Genomic DNA, 19154 nt, shown 5'->3' on the forward strand with positions numbered 1-19154 from the left:
CAAAGGAAGGCTAGGCCTCTTATCGGAGCAAGGGTATACAAGTGGCTCCGTTCCCTCGCCACCCTTGCTCCGATAAGAGGCCTAACCTAAAAGGCAGGTGTAATTCCTGCTTCCGAGAAAATATGGTAGACACAGTTCCGTGAATACTCCCGGCTATTCCGTCTTTTTTGATATTCTCTCGGGCTCTATTTGCATGGATTCTCTTCGTGGATTCTTTTCGAGTAGTTCGTTTAGTCGCTTCTGTTCGCTAGGGAATCGGTAGAGATCGTACAGAAGGCGAATGTTTTCATGGTCGATTGCTTTGGGGAGTAGAATGTCCCGAATCTTATTCCGCTCGCTGCTAAAATTGAATTGCTTTAGAATGTCATGAATCTGATCCATGTAGAAACTCGTATTGCGGGTTGCCTTGCTTATTTGCATAAAACGAGCATCAAACGAGCTGGTTTGCTTGATGGAGAGAATAAAGTTGTCGAACTCTCTATCGTTCATCACCCTTTCCTGAGGGTAGTAGTTGTTGTCGTATGGCACGGTATAGTTCGATCCTAGCATTCTTTTAATGTTGAGAATGCTAGCGGATATTGCGCTACGCTTGTAGGCAGGAAGCGAGTTGGCCTCTTGCATAATCTTGTCGAGTTCATCTTGGATACGATCGAGGTTGGTTTGAATCGACTGGGCGTTTGCTAGTGATGCAATGCAAATCATTGAGGTTAGAATCAGGATTTTTTTCATAGCGGTAAGAATTTGGTTTCTTATGCTTGTGAATATAGCGAAGATTTTACACAATAGTAAAGGATAATCTGTTAAATGCTTATAGGTTTCATCCTGTTGGCTTACATAATAATTAAAAAGTAAGGCCATTCAAATTTGGATGGCCTTACTTTTTAATTATTGTTTAGCCTTGGTATATTCGTCGATATGCTTAGCAAAGTCGTACCAGCTTGGCTTTTCGCCGTACTTTCTCGTCATTTCAGCGTTATCGCCAAAAAGCTTGGCGAATTCCTTCTTGTAGTCGCTCTTTTCTACCCTGTAGGCAGGAGCAGTTCCTTTCTTTACGTAGTAGGTCTTGATGTCACCACCGGCTAATGTTATGCCAGCTACACCCCATTTTGTGGTTTCTTCAACAATAGGATCCCTATATACCTTAATTTCGCTGCAAAAATCAGGGTTTAGCAGCTGCATTAAAAGGTTGAACTGCTTCTTGTTCTTAATAAGCACGTCAGTTTGCTCAAGAATCATCATCCCCTGTCCAAGAAGGTCGAAGTTGTAATCTTTGCTGGTTGCTTTATGTACGTTAGAGCCAAATTCCATTCGCTTTGCCAGTTTTTCCATCCCGGCAGGTTGGGCGTAAAGTGTTTGGATATCTTTGGCCATAAGGTTGCTCTCTTTGCCGTTGTTGTCTACAAAAACGATGCTTTCATAAAGCCCCTTTCTCCAATCAACATCCTTAATATGGCCTTCAAGTTTTTCGCCGGTCATAAGCGTTACGTAGGCAGGTTTCCCTTTCGAAACAAGTTGAAAACCTTCAAGAAATTGTTGCGAGAATGCTGCATTTACAGCAAGAATGCATGCAGATGCAAGTAGAATTTTTTTTAAGTTCATAAAATAAGTTGTTTGAAAAAATTTAGCTAAAGGTAGTTTGTTTTTTTTGATGGTGATAAATTTAGTGCTGTTATTTGATCGTTTAGTCGAAAAAATCCCCACCAGCAGCAAATGCCACATGGTGGGGATTGAAATTATAATATAGCAGTTTGTGAGCTCTACCTCTTCTTCAACCGCTCGTTAAGCAGCGGAATAATCTTACGGGCATCGCCAACGATACCGAGGTCGGCCACCTGGAAGATGGGCGCGCTCTTGTCTTTGTTCACCGCAACGATGAAGTCCGACTCCTCCATACCGGCTAGGTGCTGGATGGCACCCGAAATGCCGAAGGCGAAGTATAGATCGGGGCGAACGGTCTTTCCCGTTTGTCCAACCTGACGTTCGTGACCAACGAACCCGGCATCAACCACCGCACGCGAGGCCGATACCTGCGCATGCATGGTGCTGGCAAGCTCCTTTAGCATCTCAAGTCCTTCAGGATTTGCAATGCCGCGACCTCCCGATATCAGAATTTTTGCTTCGGAGATGTCCACCATGTTCTTTGCTTCCTTCACCGTCTTCACCAGTTTTACCCTAAACTTTGTCTTGTCGAAGTTTGCTGTAACAATCTCTACCTTGCCTTGACGGGTAGCATCCGCATCCATCGCCTTCATTACGCCGGGACGTACTGTGCTCATTTGAGGGCGGTGTTCCTTGCAAACAATGGTAGCCATAAGGTTGCCGCCAAAGGCAGGTCGGGTCATCAGTAGTTCCTTCTCCTCCGAGATTTCCAAACGGGTACAGTCGGCGGTAAGACCTGTTGATAGCCGAGCCGATAGGCGAGGCCCAAGGTCGCGGCCAATGGTGGTGGCGCCAATCAGTACGATGTCGGGCTTGCTCTCGTTAACGATTTGGCAGATGGCCTGAGCGTATGGCTCGGTGGTGTACTCGGCCAACTCGGGAGCATCCATGCAGAGCACCACGTCAGCTCCATAGGCAATCAAGTCTTTTGCCTTCTCGGCTATGCCGCTGCCTGGGAAGATGGCGTAAACCTTTTCGTTAAGTGCATCGGCAAGATCGCGGGCTTTGCCAAGCAGCTCTAGCGATACGTGCTGTACCTTACCCTCTCTTTGTTCTATGAAGACGTAAACGCCCTTATATTGTGCTTTGTCCATTGCTAGCGTTTTAAAGGATAAACTTTTCTTTTAATTTTCTGATGATGATGCCAACAGCCTCTTCTGCATCCACCTCGTACTGCTCGCCAGGAGCCTTAACGCCACGGGTGAACGCCTTGTGAACGCGGGTAGGAGAGCCTTTTAGTCCAAGCACACCCTCTTCAACGTCGATGTTGTCGGCACCCCAAGTTTCCACTTCGCGGTTGTAGGCCTCTACCACACCTCTTACGCTCATGTAGCGGGGCTGGTTGGCCGATGATAGTACGGTAACAACGCATGGACTTTCAACTTCTAGAATTTGGAAGCCTTCTTCAGTCGCTCTACGTACGGTAAAGGTTTTGTCTCCGTCGAATTCGATCTGCTCGAGGTAGGTAACCTGTGGCAGGTCTAGGTGCTCGGCAATCTGTGGACCAACCTGTGCGGTATCGCCATCGATAGCCTGGCGTCCGGTGATAAGTAGGTCGAACTCAAGCTTACGAAGCGCACCTGCAAGCGCATGCGAGGTAGCCAAGGTATCGGCACCTGCAAACTTGCGGTCAGTAAGTAGGATGGCACGGTCAGCGCCCATGGCAAATGCCTCACGCAGCACGGCATCGGCCTGAGGTGGTCCCATGGTGATTACAGTTACGTGTGCGCCATGCTTCTCCTTTAACTCCAGCGCCATTTCTAGCCCGCTCTTATCGTCAGGGTTCATAATGCTGGCAACTCCATCGCGGATAAGCGTTCCCGTGGTTGGGTTTATCTTGATTTCGGTAGTATTGGGTACTTGCTTAATGCAAACTACAATTTTCATCGTCATTCGTTTTTGAATTCTACTTAAATAGTGAAGCAGCAATTACCATGCGCTGTACCTCAGAGGTGCCTTCGTAGATCTCGGTGATCTTGGCGTCGCGCATCATGCGCTCTACTGGATATTCGCGGGTGTAGCCGTATCCACCATGGAACTGAACTGCCTTATTGGTAACCTCCATTGCCGTTTCGGCAGCAAAAAGCTTAGCCATGGCAGCATCAACAGTGTAGGGGAGGCCAGCATCCTTTTTATAGGCAGCCTGACGTACCAAAAGGCGAGCAGCCTGAGTCTTGGTTTCAAGATCGGCCATTTGGAACTGGGTGTTTTGGAATGCGGCGATAGACTTGCCAAACTGCTTACGCTCCTTCGAGTACTTTACTGTTTCGTTGATGGCTCCTTGAGCGATGCCTAGAGCCTGAGCTGCAATACCAATACGACCACCGTCGAGGGTCTTCATGGCGATGCCGAACCCTCCATGAAGTTTGCCCAGCATGTTTGCCTTTGGAACAATGCAGTTCTCCATAATCAGCTCGCAGGTTGCCGATCCACGGATACCCATCTTCTTTTCCTTCTTTCCAACCGAGAATCCTGGGAAATCTTTTTCTACAATAAAGGCAGAAATGCCTTTTACACCCTTCGACTTATCGGTCATGGCAAAAATGATGTACACATGACCATATTCGGCGTTGGTGATAAATATCTTGCTTCCGTTTAGGATGTAGCTATCGCCATCTTCAACAGCTGTTGTTTGCTGCGACGAGGCATCGGTTCCGGCATTGGGTTCGGTAAGACCAAAAGCACCAATCCATTCTCCAGATGCAAGCTTTGGAAGGTATTTGCGCTTTTGTTCTTCTGTTCCGTTCTCCATAATTGGCGCAGCGCAAAGCGATGTGTGCGCCGATACAATTACACCTGTAGTTGCACAAGCTGCCGAAAGCTCCTCTACCGCCATGCTGTAAAGCTGGTTAGTTCCACCTGCTCCTCCGTATTCAACTGGAACAGGTATTCCCATCAACCCCAACTTGGCCATTTTCTTTACCGTTTCGATAGGGAAAAACTCTTGCTCATCGACTTCGGCGGCAAGCGGCTTCACCTCTTTTTCGGCAAATTCCCTAATCATCTGAAGAAATAGGGTCTCCGTTTTTGTTAAGCTAAAATCCATGCTGTTATTTCGTTTAAATCAAATCCGTTGCTATAAAAAAATCCAAATCCAATACTGTGAATACTGGATTTGGATTTATGTTACATACTTTTTAAGATCTCTTTATTTCGATCTCAAAGGTAGTAAATTGTTATTAAAATAACAGTGCTGTGTATTAAATTAAAGTTGAAAATATAACAAATCATTACGAATTGTTATATAGTCATACCTCCATCTACGCTAAGTGTAGCTCCGTTGATGTAAGCTGCTTCATCCGAAGCAAGGAATAGGTATGCCGCAGCAATTTCCTCTGGTTGTCCTAGTCGGGCAACTGGCACCTTACTCTTCATTGCATCGATAACGTTTTCGGGCATTTTGGAAACCATTTCGGTGGCGATAAAGCCGGGAGCAATAGCGTTTACGGTGATGCCCTTTTTGCCGAGCTCGCGTGCCCAGGTTTTGGTCATACCAATAAGACCAGCCTTGGTTGCTACGTAGTTGGTTTGTCCAAAGTTTCCGTATAGTGCAACTACCGACGATGCGTTAACAATACGTCCGTAATTTTTTTCTACCATATATTCTGAAACAATCTTTGTGCAGTAGAAAACACCAGTAAGATTAACGTCGATCACCTGCTGCCATTGCTCGGGGGTCATCTTCTTAAGCGTGCTGTCGCGGGTAATTCCAGCGTTGTTGATAAGGATGTCAATCTTACCGAATTTCTCGATTACCGCTTTGGTCGCAGCCTCTACCTCTTCGTACTTTGCGGTGTTAACCTTGGCAAAGGAAGCCTTCTTGCCTTCGCTGCAAAGCTGCTCGGCTAGGGCATTGCCTCTTGTTTCGTCCAAGTCCCAAATAATGGTGGTTGCGCCCTCGGCAGCAAAACGAGTTGCCGTTGCTGCACCGATACCTGCTGCGCCACCGGTGATGATGGCTACTTTATTCTCAAGTCGTTTCATCATTCTCTGAATTAGGTTAAACGAATTGCTTATCATGCTTTAGTTTGGCATTGCCGACGATACAGGCCGTACCCTGACTATTCTGCAGGGTGCAGCTTATAATGCCGACATGCTTTTCAGTGTTCACCTCCAGTACTTCGAAGCGGGCTTCGTAGGGCTCATCCACAAAAATTGGCGCAAGAAACTTCATCTCCTGCGACAGGTAGATGGTTCCTTCGCCGGGGAAAAGGGTTCCGAAAACTTTGGAGAAAACCGCCCCTGAGAGAAAACCGTGCACAATTGGTCGCTTAAAAATGGTATTGGCCGCATAGGCTGCATCGATATGGATAGGGTTGCAGTCGCCGGTTATCTCGGCAAACTTGTTAACATCCTCTTGCTTAAATTCGACGCTATGCGTGTAAACATCTCCTGGCTTAATCATGAGTGTCTTGCTTTTGTGGATTATGCGGTTTGCTTACTCTACCTTCTTAAGGATTATAGCCGTTCCCATACCTCCACCGATGCAAAGCGAAGCCAAGCCGTACTGCTTGTTGCTCTTCATCATTTCGTGAACAAGGCTAACGGTAATGCGATTGCCCGATGCACCAATTGGGTGACCAAGCGCAATGGCTCCACCGTTTACGTTGGTGTGTTGCTTAATCCACTCTTCGGTTACTCCATGGTCTTCAGATAGCTGACGAATTACGCCAAGCGATTGAGCCGCGAAGGCTTCGTTTAGCTCAAGGATCTCCATTTCGTCGAGTTTCATATTGGCTTTCTTAAGCGCCTTTGCAATAGCAGGGACAGGTCCCATTCCCATGATTGAAGGCTCAACTCCGCCCTGTCCGGTGGCAATAACTTCGGCAAGAGGGGTAAGGTTGTACTTGGCAACAGCCTCTTCCGATGCCAAAAGAACAAACGAAGCGCCATCGTTAATGCCTGAAGCATTACCTGCGGTAACGGTTCCGTCCTTCTTGAAGGCTGGTTTTAGGTTTGCCAGCTTATCGGGGTTGGTAGAGCGGTTTACGAACTCATCGGTGTCGAAGGAAACCATCTCCTTGCCAATCTTTACGGTGATAGGTACAATTTCATTTTTGAATCGTCCTTCGTCGATGGCGGTTGCGGCCTTAACCTGCGAGTTGTACGAGAATTCGTCTTGCTCCTTACGGGTGATGCTATACTTTTCGGCAACATTCTCAGCGGTGATGCCCATGTGATAGCCTTCGAATGCATCGGTAAGACCATCGCACACCATGTGGTCGATAGCCTTGAAGTCGCCCATCTTGTTTCCATTGCGGAGGGTTCCTGGTAGCACGTATCCGGCGTTAGACATCGACTCGGTACCACCTGCCAGTACAACTTCAGCCTCGCCAGCTTTAATGTGGGTAGCACCATCAAGGATGGCTTTCATTCCGCTACCGCAGATCATGTTGATGCCGTAAGCAGGTACTTCAACAGGGATGCCTGCCTTTACGGCTGCCTGACGGGCAATGCCTTGCTTGTATCCAGCCATCAGAATATTACCAACGATTACCTCGTCGATACTAGCGGGGTTTATCTTGGTTTCGTTAATGATGTTCTTAATCACCTCGGCGGCCATATCGGCAGGCGAAACGCTGCTGAGGCTTCCCATAAACTTGCCGACAGCGGTACGCTTAGCGGCAACGATAAATACTTTACTCATAATGTTAGCTCTGTATTGGTTTGATGTCTTTTGGAATAATCAGGGTTGCCTCGGTGGCTGCTTGCACCTCTTCAACCGTAAACTCGGGATTGATCTCCTTTAGTACGATGCCTTCTGGGGTAATCTCCATAACGCCCATTTCGGTGATGATGAGGTTTACCTGTCCTGCTGCGGTAAGCGGAAGGTTGCACTGCTTCATGATCTTATGCGCACCCTTAGCGGTGTGCTCCATGGTTAGGATTACCTTTTTTGCACCAATAAGCAGATCCATTGCTCCACCCATTCCTGGGGTTTTCTTTCCGGGGATCATCCAGTTGGCAAGGTTTCCTTTCTCGTCTACCTGAAGGGCGCCGAGGATGGTAACGTCAACATGCCCACCACGGATAATGGCAAAAGAGGTGGCGCTATCGAAGCTCGATGCTCCAGGTATTGCTGTAATGTAGCCTCCTCCTGCATTAACCAATTCGGGATTTTCTTCGCCGGGAGCAGGCTCCGGACCTATTCCGAGTAATCCGTTTTCCGATTGTAGAATTACTTTAACTCCAGCCGGAACGTAGTTAGGTACAAGCGTTGGAAGCCCAATGCCTAGGTTTACCACATCGCCATCTTTAAGTTCGAGGGCCGCTCTACGAGCAATTACCTCTCTTATCTGGTCTTTATCCATGTAGGGTAGGTTTTTATTTTTTAGAATACAGACATTAGACGTTAGATTTTAGACGTTAGATGGAGCTGTATCCTCGAAGTTGTTTATCCTCCCGTTGCCGGGAGGAGGGGGATAACTGTTTCTATTTCCCATAACTTCGTCTAACTTCTGAAATAACTTCGTCTAACTCCTATTTGTTTAATCTTCTGTCTAACTCTTGTGCGGCAAACGAGGCTACATCATCGGCGTAGGAGTTCATGCCGAAGCCGGCATCGTAGCCCAGCTCTTTGGCCAGCTCGTGCGAGATGCGTGGCCCACCGCAGATGAGGATAACCTTATCGCGAAGCCCTTCGGCCTCGAGCATCTCTACCAGCTCGATGAGGTTCTTGATGTGCACATCCTTTTGGGTAACGGTTTGCGATACCAGTAGCACATCGGCCTTCATCTCAATAGCCTTGGCTATAAACTCGTCGTTGGGAACCTGGCTACCCATGTTCAGCGCCTCAATCATTTCGTAGCGCTCCAATCCGTAGTGACCGGCGTAGCCCTTCATGTTCATGATGGCGTCGATACCTACGGTGTGGGCATCGGTGCCGGTGCTAGCGCCAACAATAACGATCTTGCGCCCGATGTGCTCCTTGATGAACTGGTCGGTTTCGTGCATGTCCATGGTGGTTGATTCCACCTTTGGCACGTATATGTTGGTGTAGTCTACGGTGTGGGTGCAGCTGGCGTAGCAGTTGAAGAAGGTGAAGCCTTCGGTTAGCTCCTTGAAGAAGACCACCTGAGGGTTCTCCAATCCCATCTTCTTCATCAGCTGCTTGGCAGCCTCGACGGCTTCGTCGCCTGCCGGAACGGGTAGGGTGAAGCTGAGCTGCATCTTACCGTCGTTCATTGTATCGCCGTAGGGCTTTATGTTTTTTAGGTCAAGCGTTTTGTCGAAATCGCTAGCCTCCATCGAGTATAATCCTCCGCTCATCTTAGCACCTGTTTTTCATTAGTTCAATAAATGGGTTGATGTAGTTGGCGCCCTTTTCGGCAACCCCGCTCAAGCCCTTTCCTCCGTTCTTTGGGCGCTTTACGTTGGCAAAGATTCCCTTCTCCAGCGCGATAAACAGCCCTTCCTTATCCAGCTTTTCGAGCAGCTCAACCGCCTCGGCTAGCACCTGCTGTGCACGCTTGCGGATGATGCCATCCTGCTTAAACTCCATCTCGTCGCCAATGCTCTTCATGTTGCTGAAGATGTACTTGGCGTTTTCGATGGCCAGGTAGCGGTCCGACATGAATGGGGTGTGGATGGCCTCGGTAATCATGCCTAGCAGCTGAATGCCCTGTCCTGTCCATATGGAGATCTGGTTGAAGAGCGCATCCTGAATCTGCCCCTTAAACACGTTCCCTGTCATGAACTTGGTAGGTGGCATGTACTTAAGCGGTGCCTTAGGGAATATCTCGCGGGTCATCTGTGCTTGGGCTAGCTCGTAAAGGAATCCGTTCTCGAGGTCGGGGTTCATTTCGAAGGCGTGTCCTAGGCCCATCTGCTCTTCGGGTAGCCCAGCCAGTAGGGCAAGCTGCTCGTTAACGAGGTCGGATGCTAGTACGGTGTGCGCCTCGTCGAAGGCATCGGCAGTGGTGAGGTAGTTGTCCTCGCCGGTGTTGATGATCACTCCGGCAAAACCGTTAATCACCCTCGAGAAGTACTGGTCGACCAGCGTGCGCTGCATGTTGATGTCGCGGAAAAGGATGCCGTAGAGGGCATCGTTCAGCATCACATCGAGCCCTTCGAGGGCGCCCATGGCGGCAATCTCGGGCATGCATAGCCCGGAGCAGTAGTTGCACAGGCGGATGTAGCGTCCAACCTCTTCGCCAACCTTATCGAGGGCTGTACGCATGATGCGGAAGTTCTCCTGGGTGGCGAATGTTCCTCCAAAACCCTCGGTGGTTGCACCGTAGGGAACATAGTCGAGCAAGCTTTGACCTGTGGTACGGATTACCGCAATGATGTCGGCACCTTGACGGGCGGCGGCTTCGGCCTGCACCACATCCTCGTAGATGTTACCCGTGGCAACAATCACGTAGATGTAGGGCTTACTACCCTCGCCAATGGTGTTAAGGTAGTTTTCGCGGCGTGCGCGGCGTGCCTTTATGCGGTTGATAGCGGCGTTGATATGGGGTTCAAGCGCCTTGTTGATCTCGGCTTTGGAGTGGATGGGCAGCGTAGTAATGTCGAGCTTACCTGTGGCAAGCTGCTCGGCAATCTGCTGAGGGGTTAGCCCCGTTTCAGCAATGGCATTTCCGATGAAGAACATTACGCCTTCGCTTAGCACGCCCTTTTCCTTAAGCGCATCCACCACTACGTTGGGTAGCGGTACCTCGTTTTCGTCGACGTTGTCGATGCCCAGTAGTCGGCAAAGGGTTCGTTCAACGGCAACCGTGGTGTAGTTCTCCACGAAAAGCTGCACGTCGTCGGCAATTTTTTTTGCCACACCCTTCGCGTAGCTAACGGTGTTGTAGTCGAGTCCTAGTTTACTATTCTGTATCATGTCGCTTTGTATTCTTTTTCTGCTGTAATTTTCCATTCTGCTTCGCAGTTTGCCGATCTTCACGTTCAGATCGCCGTTCTTCGCTTCAAGTTTGCCAACCTTCACGTTCAGATCGCCGTCCTTCACGTCAAGTTTGCCAATCTTCACGTTCAGATCGCCGTCCTTCGCTTCAGGTTTGCCAACCTTCACGTTCAGATCGCCGTCCTTCGCTTCAAGTTTGCCAACCTTCACGTTCAGATCGCCGTCCTTCGCTTCAGGTTTGCCAACCTTCACGTTCAGATCGCCGTCCTTCGCTTCAAGTTTGCCAATCTTCACGTTCAGATCGCCGTCCTTCGCTTCAGGTTTGCCAACCTTCACGTTCAGATCGTCATCCTTCACGTCAAGTTTGCTGATCTTCACGTTCGGATCGCCGTTCTTCACGTTCTAACGGCTGCCAGAGACAGTCTAGCTGCTTTCATCTATCATTTTTCGGGCCAATCCCAGCAGCTCGTCGTCGACGCCCAAAAGGGATGCTATGCGCAGCGCCTCCTGCGGGACGAGGCCGCTGTCGTCGTCTACCAGCGAGTAGTCGATGAAGCTGCTGAGGTTATCTATGGTAACCGTTTCGTTAATGCTATCTACGAATCCCCTTACGCGAAGCCTGTGGCAGTCGGTTTTAACCCCGCTGTAGTGCGTGGTGATGATTCCGCGGATGCCCATGCCGTTAAGCATGTTGGCCGTAGCGCTCACGATGGCTTTCCCTTCGGTGGGGTTGGTGGTTCGGGCCAGCTCGTCGATGAGGACGAGTAGCTTTTTATCAGTTTTTGCAGCGGCCACAATATGGCTGATCTTAAGGATCTCGGCGGCAAATGCCGAAAGCCCTTTAAGTTCCGACTGCTCGTCGCCGATGCTGGTCATGATGCGGTTTACCAGGCACACCGAAGCCTTTGCTGCCGGAACAAAGAAGCCGAACTGGCAAAGGTACTGGCTTAGGGCAACGGTTTTCAGCATCACGGTTTTGCCCGCCATGTTGGCGCCGGTTATCAGGCAGATGCTGCGGTCGAGCGATATATCAACAGGTTGGAAACGCTTGCCTTGCTGGGCTAAAATCTCCTTTACCTGAGGATTGAAGATACCTTGGTACGAGGTGACGCTGTCCGAAATATCGGGACGAACCAGCTGTAGCTCCTTTGCCTGATGGGCCTTTGCGATAAGGATGTCGAGCTTGCCAATGTGCTCCAGCGATTGCCTAAGGGTAGCGAGCATTGCTCGTAGCTCGTTGGATAGCCGCTGGCGAATGGTATCCTCAATGGCTTCGGCCTTTTCGAGGAAGCCGCTGACGTCGCTATCGGCAGGTTGGCTCTTTATTTGCTTGCGGATGCTGGCCAACTCGGTAGAGTAGGCGTCGTAGATGTAGAACGATGGGATGCGGTTGCCATCGGGGTCGAGCAGCGCAATTGCACCTTCAATATTTGGTAGGTCGATAGGGGAGATGCCTTTGCTGTTGGATATCTCGCGGATTTCGTTGGCGACGATGGCAAAGTGCTTAACCTCGAATAGCTCGATGTCGTCGAGCACCTGTCCGCGCTCCAGATTCTTTAGGGAGCCTTTAATGTCCCTAATCTGGGCTAGCTTTACCCGTATCGTGTTGGTTGCCGATAGGCAGGCGTCGTCGTCAAGCAGCTCGCGCAGGTGTTGCTGGTTTGAGTGATCGCGCTCGATGGCTTCTTTGGAGGTCATCAGCTCGGATGCAAGCAGCAGCCTACGCCCAACTCCCGACTGAATGTCGAGACGGTCTACCATGAAGCGTAGCCCTCCAACTTCTTCTATGACACTCTTTAGCTGCATCTCAAATTTGTCTTACATCGTATACCGGAACCTGTAGCGCCTGCTGCATCTCCCTTCGTAGCACCTCCGAGTCGAGCACGTAGCCCTCGGGCGAGGTGGGGTTAACGCAAACGGCGATTAGCTTCGTCTTTTGAAGCACATTAAGGGTTCCACCCTTCTTTATAAAGGCGTTGTACACCTCGGGTGTTGCAAAAATCCGCGTAAAATCGCGCGCTATCAGGGTTATCTCTTTAACGTTCTTCTGGCTTTTCAGGTGGCCTAGCAGCTTATCGGTGATGGCGCCGTTAACCACTATTGTGGTGCCAAATCGGAACAGATCCTCTCTGGCCTTTTCGAGCATGTACGCCGATGCAACCCCTAAGTCGTGGATGTCTCCATCATTACCAATAGCCCAAATACCTTTTTCGATTCCAACGAATTGCTCCTTTACCGCAGCTTCAACCTCCTCTATGTTGATCAGGTCGAACAAGAACTTGGTTTTGCGCACCAGCTGAGGAATGTTGGCCGATACGGCTGCACCTGTTGCCAGTATCATGGCGTCGGTAACAGCGGGCGAGGCTAGGCTTATTCGCGAAAGCGCACCATCAACAATGGTAAGGTCAATGCCGATTTCATTCATCTTGCCGATCATCAGCTTTAGTCCAGCAGTTTCTGGAGATCCCGAAATTAGCACCTTACCAGATGTTACGGCTCTGGCCGTTACCAGCCGTCCTAGCGATGTTGCCCGTTGGCTAACATCAAGGATTTCCGAAACCAGCTGCTTCTGCTTGTAGTGCTTTTCGGTGGTAACAAACACCATCCCTTCGTAAACCGTTACTTCGGGTTTGGGCGTTTGGCATACCTGGTCGCGGGTTTCCCCATCGATGCCGATGGAGGTTAGCGCCACCTTTACGTTGCAATCTTTTAACCTACTGAGGACATAGTTAAGGCACTCGGTTTTCCCCGTATTCTTCTCCAATCCTACGATGGAGAGGCTTTTGTGCTTAAGTATGTCCTCAATAAAAGGCATTTAGGGCAAGGCTTATTACTTGTTCTGATCTCTTAGCTTATGGCGCTCCTTGCGGGCAAGGAAGCTCGGTTCGATGGAAAGTCTGTCGCCTCGTAGCAGCGAAGCAACGCCTTCTACCTGTTCGTGGGTAGTCTTCTTGCACTCATCGCAGTGGCAAACATCCTCGTAGTCGGTTGGCTCGGAGTAGGTGGTAATCACCCCTTCGAAGTTGCGGAGAACTACCTTCGATGGTGCCTGCGATATTACGTACTGAGGCATAACTGGAGTCTTTCCGCCGCCGCCGGGTGCATCAACTACAAACGTTGGTACGGCAAATCCGGTAGTGTGACCACGAAGACCTTCTATTATCTGAATGCCCTTTGATACGGGGGTACGGAAGTGTTCCAAGCCCATCGAAAGGTCGCACTGGTAGATGTAGTAGGGACGAACGCGCATGCGAACAAGGTCGTGTACGAGCTTCTTCATCACGTGAACGCAGTCGTTTACGCCACGGAGCAGCACCGACTGGTTACCTACAGGGAATCCGTTATCGGCCAGCTTGCGGCAAGCCTCTTTCGACTCCTCAGTAACCTCGTTGGAGTGGTTAAAGTGGGTGTTCACCCAAATTGGGTGATACTTCTTAAGCGTATTCACTAGATTGTCGGTTATGCGCTGTGGAAGAACCACTGGGGTACGTGTTCCAATGCGGATAATCTCAACGTGAGGAATAGCGCGTAGTCTCTTAATGATAGATTCAAGCTTCTCGTCGCTTATCAGAAGGGCGTCGCCACCCGATAGAACTACGTCGCGAACTTGAGGTGTTCTAGCTATATATTCAATTGCCCTGTCGATGTTTTGCTCTGGAGTAGAGCTATCGTTCTGACCTGCAAAGCGGCGACGGGTACAGTGGCGGCAGTACATCGAGCACATGTCGGTAATTAGGAATAGCACGCGGTCAGGGTAACGATGGGTTAACCCTGGTACTGGCGAATCCTCATCCTCGTGTAGAGGGTCGAGAAGATCGGCGCTGGATATGTGCGTCTCTTCAATTCCTGGTACAGCCTGACGACGGATTGGGTCGTGTGGGTCGTTCCAATCGATTAGCGAGAGGTAGTAGGGCGTAATAGCCATTCTAAACTTCTCGAGTGCTTTCTTAATTCCCTCTTCCTCTTCAGCCGTGAGGGTAACGTATTTTTTTAGTTCGTCTAGGGTTTCAATTCTGTTCCGAACCTGCCATTTCCAGTCGTTCCACTGCTCGTCGGTAACTTCAGGGAATAGCTCCATTCTTTTGCTTGTTGTCATGGTCTTAAACATATAGCTTACTAAACAGTTCCTTTACGGTTTCAGATTCTCTGATGATGTTGAGCGATAGCTCTGCATGTCCCCTTGCATATCCATTTCCTACGATAAGGTTGATGTCCTTTCCAACACCTTCGGCGCCAAGCGCGGCTTTAGAGAAGGAGGTGGCCATCGAGAAGAAGTATACCAGCCCGTCGTCTTTGGTAACCAAAATGGATGTCATTTCTGTTGATGGGACATTTACGTTATTGATGGTAACGTCGCAGCCTTCGCCGTTGGTTATCTCCATAACCTTGTTGTAGACCTCCATCACGTTGGTTGCGTCGGCAACGATTACGTGTGTAGCCAGATTTAAATCTTGAATGCGTTGGGCATTCTCTTTTGAATATTCCACAACGATAACCTTTCCGGTAGGACCTGCATTCTTCATGGCTTGGTAGCTGCATAGAACGCCCGATTTACCGCCACCGCCAATAATGCATACGGTGTTGCCTTTTTTTACAAGGCGCTCGGTTTGTGCAGGCGCACCAGCTACGTCGAGCACGGCAAGTGCCAACTTTTCGGGGATGTCGTCGGGAAGTACAGCGTAAATTCCGCTTTCGAAAAGTATGGCTTGGGCCTCCACGTCAACCTGATCGTTGTCGAAGTTGATGTTCTTAATTCTGCTTATTTTAAGTGGGGTTAGCGATAGCGATACAAGGGTTGCTATCTTGTCGCCAATTTTCAAGGATTTGTCCGGAAAGTTCGGGCCAATTTCTTTAACCTTTCCAATGAGCATGCCGCCAGATCCCGTTACCGGGTTCTGCATCTTACCTCGCTCCTCAACGATGGAGAATATCATCTCCTCCATCTTTTCAATATCGCCCTTGCAGGCCTTCTTTATTTGTGTAAAGCTTGCAGAGTCGATGTTAAGCGTTGTTACATCAATCAGCAGCTCATTGTCATAGATGCTCATCGTGTTGTCAACCTTTAAGGCTGGTTGAGGTAATGTTCCCTTGGGCTCAATTACCCGATGAGTGCCGTATTTGCATCCCTTCTTCATTCCGTACAAATCCTCTACAAATTGGTTATATATAGTCGCAGTTTGTTTCCTTGTTTTCCTATGCGTACAATTCGGTGAATACCTTGCGGAGTTTTTCGCTTTCGCGTAGTAGCTGCAGGGTTATTTCAGCGTGGCCACGGGTGTATCCGTTTCCAACAATCATAGTAACATCGCTACCAACGCCTTCTGCTCCAAGGGCTGCTTTCGTGAAGCTGGTTGCCATCGAGAAGAAGTAAACAACACCGGTATCCTTAGTGCAAAGAATGCTGGTCATTTCGGTGTCGGTAATGTTTACGTTGTTGATGGTAACGTCGCACATTTGGCCGTTGGTTAGCTCTTCGATCTTTTCGAGAACTGGAACGGGTTGCGTAGCATCAGCCGAGAAAACATAGTCGCAGAAGCCTAACTCTTGAAGTCGCTTGGTGCTCTTTTCGCTGTGGCAAAGACCAATTACCTTTCCGGTAACGCCTGCACGCTTTTTTGCCTCGTAGCAGCAAAGCATTCCCGACTTTCCGCCAGCTCCGATGATAAGAACTGTATCGCCAGGTTTTACCAGCTTAGCTGTTTGGGCAGGAGCTCCAGCTACGTCTAATGCCGATAGAGCTAGGTTTTCTGGCATATCCTCTGGAATCTTTGCGTAAATTCCGCTTTCGAAAAGAATAGCCTTTCCGTCGATGTCTACCTGATCGATATCCTTACGAATGTCCTTAATCTTATCGATACGAAGAGGGGTTAGCGATAGCGAAACGAGCGTTGCAATCTTATCGCCAACTTTAAGGTCGGTTTTGCCAACAAGGGCATCACCAATCTTTTCAACAACTCCTAGGAGCATACCTCCCGAACCTGTTACTGGATTGCGGTGCTTACCTTGCTTAGCAACGATGTCGAGCATGATCTCGGCAATCTTCTTTTCGTCGCCACCAGCTTGCTCCTCAATTTGAGTAAAACTGGCTGAGTCGATATTCAGCGTTTTGACATTAATAAGGATTTCGTTGTCGTAAATCTCATCCATATTGTTGTCGATTCTGTTTGCTGGTTGTGGTAGAACCCCTTTGGGTTCGATCACGCGGTGTGTGCCGTACTTATTACCTTTTTTCATCAGAATAAAATTTAGTTTTTAGGGGCTTTATGAAGCATCCCGTTGTTTTAAGCTTACGCTTGGGCAACAAGGGGCTTCGTTGCCTATTTTTAGTTTTAAGGTTACACGTTGCAATAGCCCAAAGTTTGTCCGAAAAATGTGGTTTAAAAGGTCAGTAGTTCGTTTATAGTAAGGCGTGTGGCTTTTTTATAGGGCTATGCACGTGCTTAAGTCTACTTTGTTAGTCCTAAAATCTTGCGAGTTTCAGCAGGTGTGGCAATCTCTCGTCCAAACTCTTTTGCTAGGCGAACAACCTTTTCGACAAGTTCTCCGTTCGATTTTGCAAGTACACCTTTTGATATGTAAACGTTGTCTTCGAGTCCTACCCTTACGTGTCCACCATCGATAATGGCTGCTGCTGCTAAAGAAAACTCGTAACGTCCAACGCCGGCAACGGTATAGGTTGCATCGGCAGGTAGGCTTCCACGTAGGAATACGAAGTCGCGTAGTTCGCCAGATATACCACCGTTAACGCCCATTACAAGATCGAAGTGCATTGGCGATTTGATGTATCCCTTTTTGCCAAGGCGAAGAGCCATGTCGATCATGCTTTTGTCGAACACTTCCAATTCTGGCTTAATGCCTCTTTCGATCATCTTCTCACCAAAGTACTTGATGGTGTTCTCGGTGTTCATGAAAACGTCATCGCCACCAAAGTTGAGGGTTCCGCAATCGAGCGTAGCCATTTCTGGGCTTAACTCGGTAGGCTGTAGGCGTTCGTCGTCGGTCATTCCAACGGCACCTCCTGTAGAGGGTTGAATAATAACGTCGGGGTATTTAGCCTTGATTGCTTCCATTACAACACGGAAGCGTTCCTTGTCCTGGGTAGGGGTGCCTTCGTCGTACCTTACGTGTAGGTGAATGATGCTTGCGCCTGCTTCGTAGGCTAAGCCTGCTTCGCGTACAAACTCTTCGATGGTGTAGGGTACGGCTGGGTTCATCTCTTTGGTAACCTCGGCACCCGAAATTGCTGCGGTAATGATTAGCTTTTCCATGGGCAACTATTTTACATTTCGTTGGCAATCTTTAGGGACAACACAGGTTCCGCTAGCGCGGCATACTACGATTGGCTCAGCAAGAACATCGGCCGCTGAAGCCGAAATGTCGGTACGAGGAATGATAACCTTGCGGGCTTCGAAGGTCATCTTGCGCGAGGTGTTACCCATTTGGGTGATTTCGCCTACAGCCTCAATATAGTCACCGGCATAAACAGGTGCTATAAATTCAACCATGTCGTAAGCTTTGAATAGACCTTCGTCGCCATCGTTGCGGATGAGCAATTCGGTAGCTACATCACCAAAGAGTTGGAGCATTTTAGCTCCGTCTACTAAGTTTCCGCCGTAGTGGGCGTCGTGCGAGCTCATTCGAACTCTTATTACTGCCTTTCCCATTTTGATTAAGTATCAAGTATCACGATACTAGTATCATGATTGGTTTGTGTTATTTCTATTCATCAGACGTTAGATGTAATACCGTTGTTTGTCTTCATCTAACCTTTCTAATACCCTCTATCTTGCGATGTAATCAACAAATATCGAAGGAGTCCTTACGTCTTCGGGCTTTATTGATCCGGTTTCAACCAACTCGCATGCTTCGGCAATTACCATATCAGCAGCCATAGCCATTAGTGGATTAAAGTTTTGTGAGGTGCCCCTGTATACCAAGTTACCTTCTGTATCGCTGATGCTAGCGCCAAGTAGGGCAACATCTGCTCGTAGCGGTTTCTCTAGAAGGTAATCTTTCCCATCAACTTGGATAACCTGCTTGCCCTCTGCAACAACGGTTCCTATCCCCGTTGGTGTAAGAAATCCTCCTAAGCCAGCCCCCCCTGCACGTACGCGCTCGGCTAGTGTACCTTGTGGCGAAAACTCTATAACAAGTTCTCCTGCATTCATCTGGTCTATAGTGCATGGGTTGGTGCCAATGTGCGAGGTGATAACCTTTTTTACCTGATGGTTTACGATTAGCTTGCCCAAGCCTTTATCAGGGAAGGCGGTATCGTTGCATATTATCGTAAGGTCTTTTACTCCCGACTCTAAAAGTGCGTCTATAATTCGATTAGGTCCTCCTGCTGACAAAAATCCACCAACCATAACCGTCATTCCATTCTTAATTTTCGATGCAGCTTCGGCTATCGTAATAAGTTTCTCCATATGCTTAGTACTTGTTAACAAACAACATATAATATGCAGCGTAATGTAACGTTTGCATGGTAAATGTTTTTGTAAACATATGCTTTTATTTTGAAACTACATAAAAGTAAAATGGGAAAATATTACAAAATATACCTCAAAATGGTATTAAATATGATTTATATAGATCAGAGAGGTTTTAAATTGTAATCAAAAATGGGTTTGTTAATTATTGTAAT

The 19154-nt window shown here is 48.6% G+C and carries 19 protein-coding genes; all 19 read right to left on the reverse strand.

Translation table 11 applies throughout. From position 1 onward, the window contains the following. Window positions 1–153: 153 nt before the first annotated feature. Window positions 154–729 carry a DUF4476 domain-containing protein gene (locus tag CLV25_RS14615; protein ID WP_165877100.1) on the reverse strand — a complete coding sequence of 192 codons (576 nt, stop codon included), beginning with the start codon at window positions 727–729 and terminating at the stop codon, window positions 154–156. A 156-nt stretch (window positions 730–885) separates the two neighbouring features. After that, window positions 886–1599, reverse strand: coding sequence for a hypothetical protein (locus CLV25_RS14620; protein ID WP_131840410.1), 714 nt, complete (start codon window positions 1597–1599; stop codon window positions 886–888). Window positions 1600–1757: 158 nt separating this feature from the next. Then, complete coding sequence (locus tag CLV25_RS14625) at window positions 1758–2753, reverse strand: electron transfer flavoprotein subunit alpha/FixB family protein (protein ID WP_131840411.1); 996 nt, start codon at window positions 2751–2753, stop codon at window positions 1758–1760. 10 nt (window positions 2754–2763) lie between these two features. Beyond that, window positions 2764–3546: an electron transfer flavoprotein subunit beta/FixA family protein gene (locus tag CLV25_RS14630; RefSeq protein ID WP_131840412.1), complete on the reverse strand. Its 783-nt coding sequence runs from the start codon at window positions 3544–3546 to the stop codon at window positions 2764–2766. A 19-nt stretch (window positions 3547–3565) separates the two neighbouring features. Continuing rightward, window positions 3566–4705: an acyl-CoA dehydrogenase gene (locus tag CLV25_RS14635; RefSeq protein WP_131840413.1), complete on the reverse strand. Its 1140-nt coding sequence runs from the start codon at window positions 4703–4705 to the stop codon at window positions 3566–3568. A 194-nt stretch (window positions 4706–4899) separates the two neighbouring features. After that, entirely contained in the window at window positions 4900–5646 is a 747-nt protein-coding gene (gene fabG, locus CLV25_RS14640) for a 3-oxoacyl-ACP reductase FabG (protein WP_243649645.1), read from the reverse strand. 13 nt (window positions 5647–5659) lie between these two features. After that, a complete protein-coding gene (locus CLV25_RS14645) occupies window positions 5660–6064 on the reverse strand; it encodes a MaoC family dehydratase (RefSeq protein ID WP_131840414.1) in 405 nt (134 codons plus the stop codon). Between the two features lie 33 nt (window positions 6065–6097). After that, window positions 6098–7306, reverse strand: a complete 1209-nt coding sequence (locus tag CLV25_RS14650) for an acetyl-CoA C-acetyltransferase (RefSeq protein WP_131840415.1) — start codon at window positions 7304–7306, stop codon at window positions 6098–6100. Window positions 7307–7310: 4 nt separating this feature from the next. Next, window positions 7311–7970 carry a 3-oxoacid CoA-transferase subunit B gene (locus tag CLV25_RS14655; RefSeq protein ID WP_131840416.1) on the reverse strand — a complete coding sequence of 220 codons (660 nt, stop codon included), beginning with the start codon at window positions 7968–7970 and terminating at the stop codon, window positions 7311–7313. A gap of 169 nt (window positions 7971–8139) precedes the next feature. Continuing rightward, entirely contained in the window at window positions 8140–8928 is a 789-nt protein-coding gene (gene kamE / locus CLV25_RS14660) for a lysine 5,6-aminomutase subunit beta (protein WP_131840417.1), read from the reverse strand. Window position 8929: 1 nt separating this feature from the next. Further along, entirely contained in the window at window positions 8930–10486 is a 1557-nt protein-coding gene (gene kamD, locus CLV25_RS14665; RefSeq protein WP_131840464.1) for a lysine 5,6-aminomutase subunit alpha, read from the reverse strand. A gap of 447 nt (window positions 10487–10933) precedes the next feature. Continuing rightward, entirely contained in the window at window positions 10934–12316 is a 1383-nt protein-coding gene (gene kamC / locus CLV25_RS14670) for a lysine 5,6-aminomutase reactivase ATPase KamC (protein ID WP_131840418.1), read from the reverse strand. A gap of 1 nt (window position 12317) precedes the next feature. Continuing rightward, entirely contained in the window at window positions 12318–13325 is a 1008-nt protein-coding gene (kamB, locus tag CLV25_RS14675) for a lysine 5,6-aminomutase reactivase subunit KamB (protein ID WP_207895699.1), read from the reverse strand. A gap of 15 nt (window positions 13326–13340) precedes the next feature. Beyond that, window positions 13341–14606: a lysine 2,3-aminomutase gene (gene kamA, locus CLV25_RS14680; RefSeq protein WP_131840419.1), complete on the reverse strand. Its 1266-nt coding sequence runs from the start codon at window positions 14604–14606 to the stop codon at window positions 13341–13343. Window positions 14607–14610: 4 nt separating this feature from the next. Next, complete coding sequence (gene kdd / locus CLV25_RS14685) at window positions 14611–15645, reverse strand: L-erythro-3,5-diaminohexanoate dehydrogenase (protein WP_131840420.1); 1035 nt, start codon at window positions 15643–15645, stop codon at window positions 14611–14613. Window positions 15646–15703: 58 nt separating this feature from the next. Continuing rightward, a complete protein-coding gene (kdd, locus tag CLV25_RS14690) occupies window positions 15704–16747 on the reverse strand; it encodes an L-erythro-3,5-diaminohexanoate dehydrogenase (RefSeq protein ID WP_317129332.1) in 1044 nt (347 codons plus the stop codon). 209 nt (window positions 16748–16956) lie between these two features. After that, window positions 16957–17778 carry a 3-keto-5-aminohexanoate cleavage enzyme gene (kce, locus tag CLV25_RS14695; RefSeq protein ID WP_131840422.1) on the reverse strand — a complete coding sequence of 274 codons (822 nt, stop codon included), beginning with the start codon at window positions 17776–17778 and terminating at the stop codon, window positions 16957–16959. Between the two features lie 6 nt (window positions 17779–17784). Then, window positions 17785–18174, reverse strand: a complete 390-nt coding sequence (gene kal / locus CLV25_RS14700) for a 3-aminobutyryl-CoA ammonia lyase (RefSeq protein WP_131840423.1) — start codon at window positions 18172–18174, stop codon at window positions 17785–17787. Window positions 18175–18291: 117 nt separating this feature from the next. After that, window positions 18292–18936 (reverse strand): CoA transferase subunit A, encoded by a 645-nt coding sequence (locus CLV25_RS14705; protein WP_131840424.1) that lies wholly within the window; start codon window positions 18934–18936, stop codon window positions 18292–18294. Window positions 18937–19154: the final 218 nt, after the last annotated feature.

This window comes from Acetobacteroides hydrogenigenes (assembly GCF_004340205.1).
GTDB classification, from domain to species: domain Bacteria; phylum Bacteroidota; class Bacteroidia; order Bacteroidales; family ZOR0009; genus Acetobacteroides; species Acetobacteroides hydrogenigenes.

Bases quoted from the DNA above. Each gene is read 5' to 3' on its own strand.
- CLV25_RS14645 (WP_131840414.1), bottom strand. From the start codon at position 6,064: ATGATTAAGCCAGGAGATGTTTACACGCATAGCGTCGAATTTAAGCAA.
- kamE (WP_131840417.1), bottom strand. From the start codon at position 8,928: ATGAGCGGAGGATTATACTCGATGGAGGCTAGCGATTTCGACAAAACG.
- CLV25_RS14705 (WP_131840424.1), bottom strand. From the start codon at position 18,936: ATGGAGAAACTTATTACGATAGCCGAAGCTGCATCGAAAATTAAGAAT.
- kamB (WP_207895699.1), bottom strand. From the start codon at position 13,325: ATGCCTTTTATTGAGGACATACTTAAGCACAAAAGCCTCTCCATCGTA.
- CLV25_RS14655 (WP_131840416.1), bottom strand. From the start codon at position 7,970: ATGGATAAAGACCAGATAAGAGAGGTAATTGCTCGTAGAGCGGCCCTC.
- kdd (WP_131840420.1), bottom strand. From the start codon at position 15,645: ATGAAGAAGGGATGCAAATACGGCACTCATCGGGTAATTGAGCCCAAG.
- CLV25_RS14630 (WP_131840412.1), bottom strand. From the start codon at position 3,546: ATGAAAATTGTAGTTTGCATTAAGCAAGTACCCAATACTACCGAAATC.
- CLV25_RS14620 (WP_131840410.1), bottom strand. From the start codon at position 1,599: ATGAACTTAAAAAAAATTCTACTTGCATCTGCATGCATTCTTGCTGTA.
- kal (WP_131840423.1), bottom strand. From the start codon at position 18,174: ATGGGAAAGGCAGTAATAAGAGTTCGAATGAGCTCGCACGACGCCCAC.
- CLV25_RS14615 (WP_165877100.1), bottom strand. From the start codon at position 729: ATGAAAAAAATCCTGATTCTAACCTCAATGATTTGCATTGCATCACTA.
- CLV25_RS14625 (WP_131840411.1), bottom strand. From the start codon at position 2,753: ATGGACAAAGCACAATATAAGGGCGTTTACGTCTTCATAGAACAAAGA.
- kamA (WP_131840419.1), bottom strand. From the start codon at position 14,606: ATGACAACAAGCAAAAGAATGGAGCTATTCCCTGAAGTTACCGACGAG.
- fabG (WP_243649645.1), bottom strand. From the start codon at position 5,646: ATGATGAAACGACTTGAGAATAAAGTAGCCATCATCACCGGTGGCGCA.
- kamC (WP_131840418.1), bottom strand. From the start codon at position 12,316: ATGCAGCTAAAGAGTGTCATAGAAGAAGTTGGAGGGCTACGCTTCATG.
- CLV25_RS14650 (WP_131840415.1), bottom strand. From the start codon at position 7,306: ATGAGTAAAGTATTTATCGTTGCCGCTAAGCGTACCGCTGTCGGCAAG.
- kce (WP_131840422.1), bottom strand. From the start codon at position 17,778: ATGGAAAAGCTAATCATTACCGCAGCAATTTCGGGTGCCGAGGTTACC.
- CLV25_RS14635 (WP_131840413.1), bottom strand. From the start codon at position 4,705: ATGGATTTTAGCTTAACAAAAACGGAGACCCTATTTCTTCAGATGATT.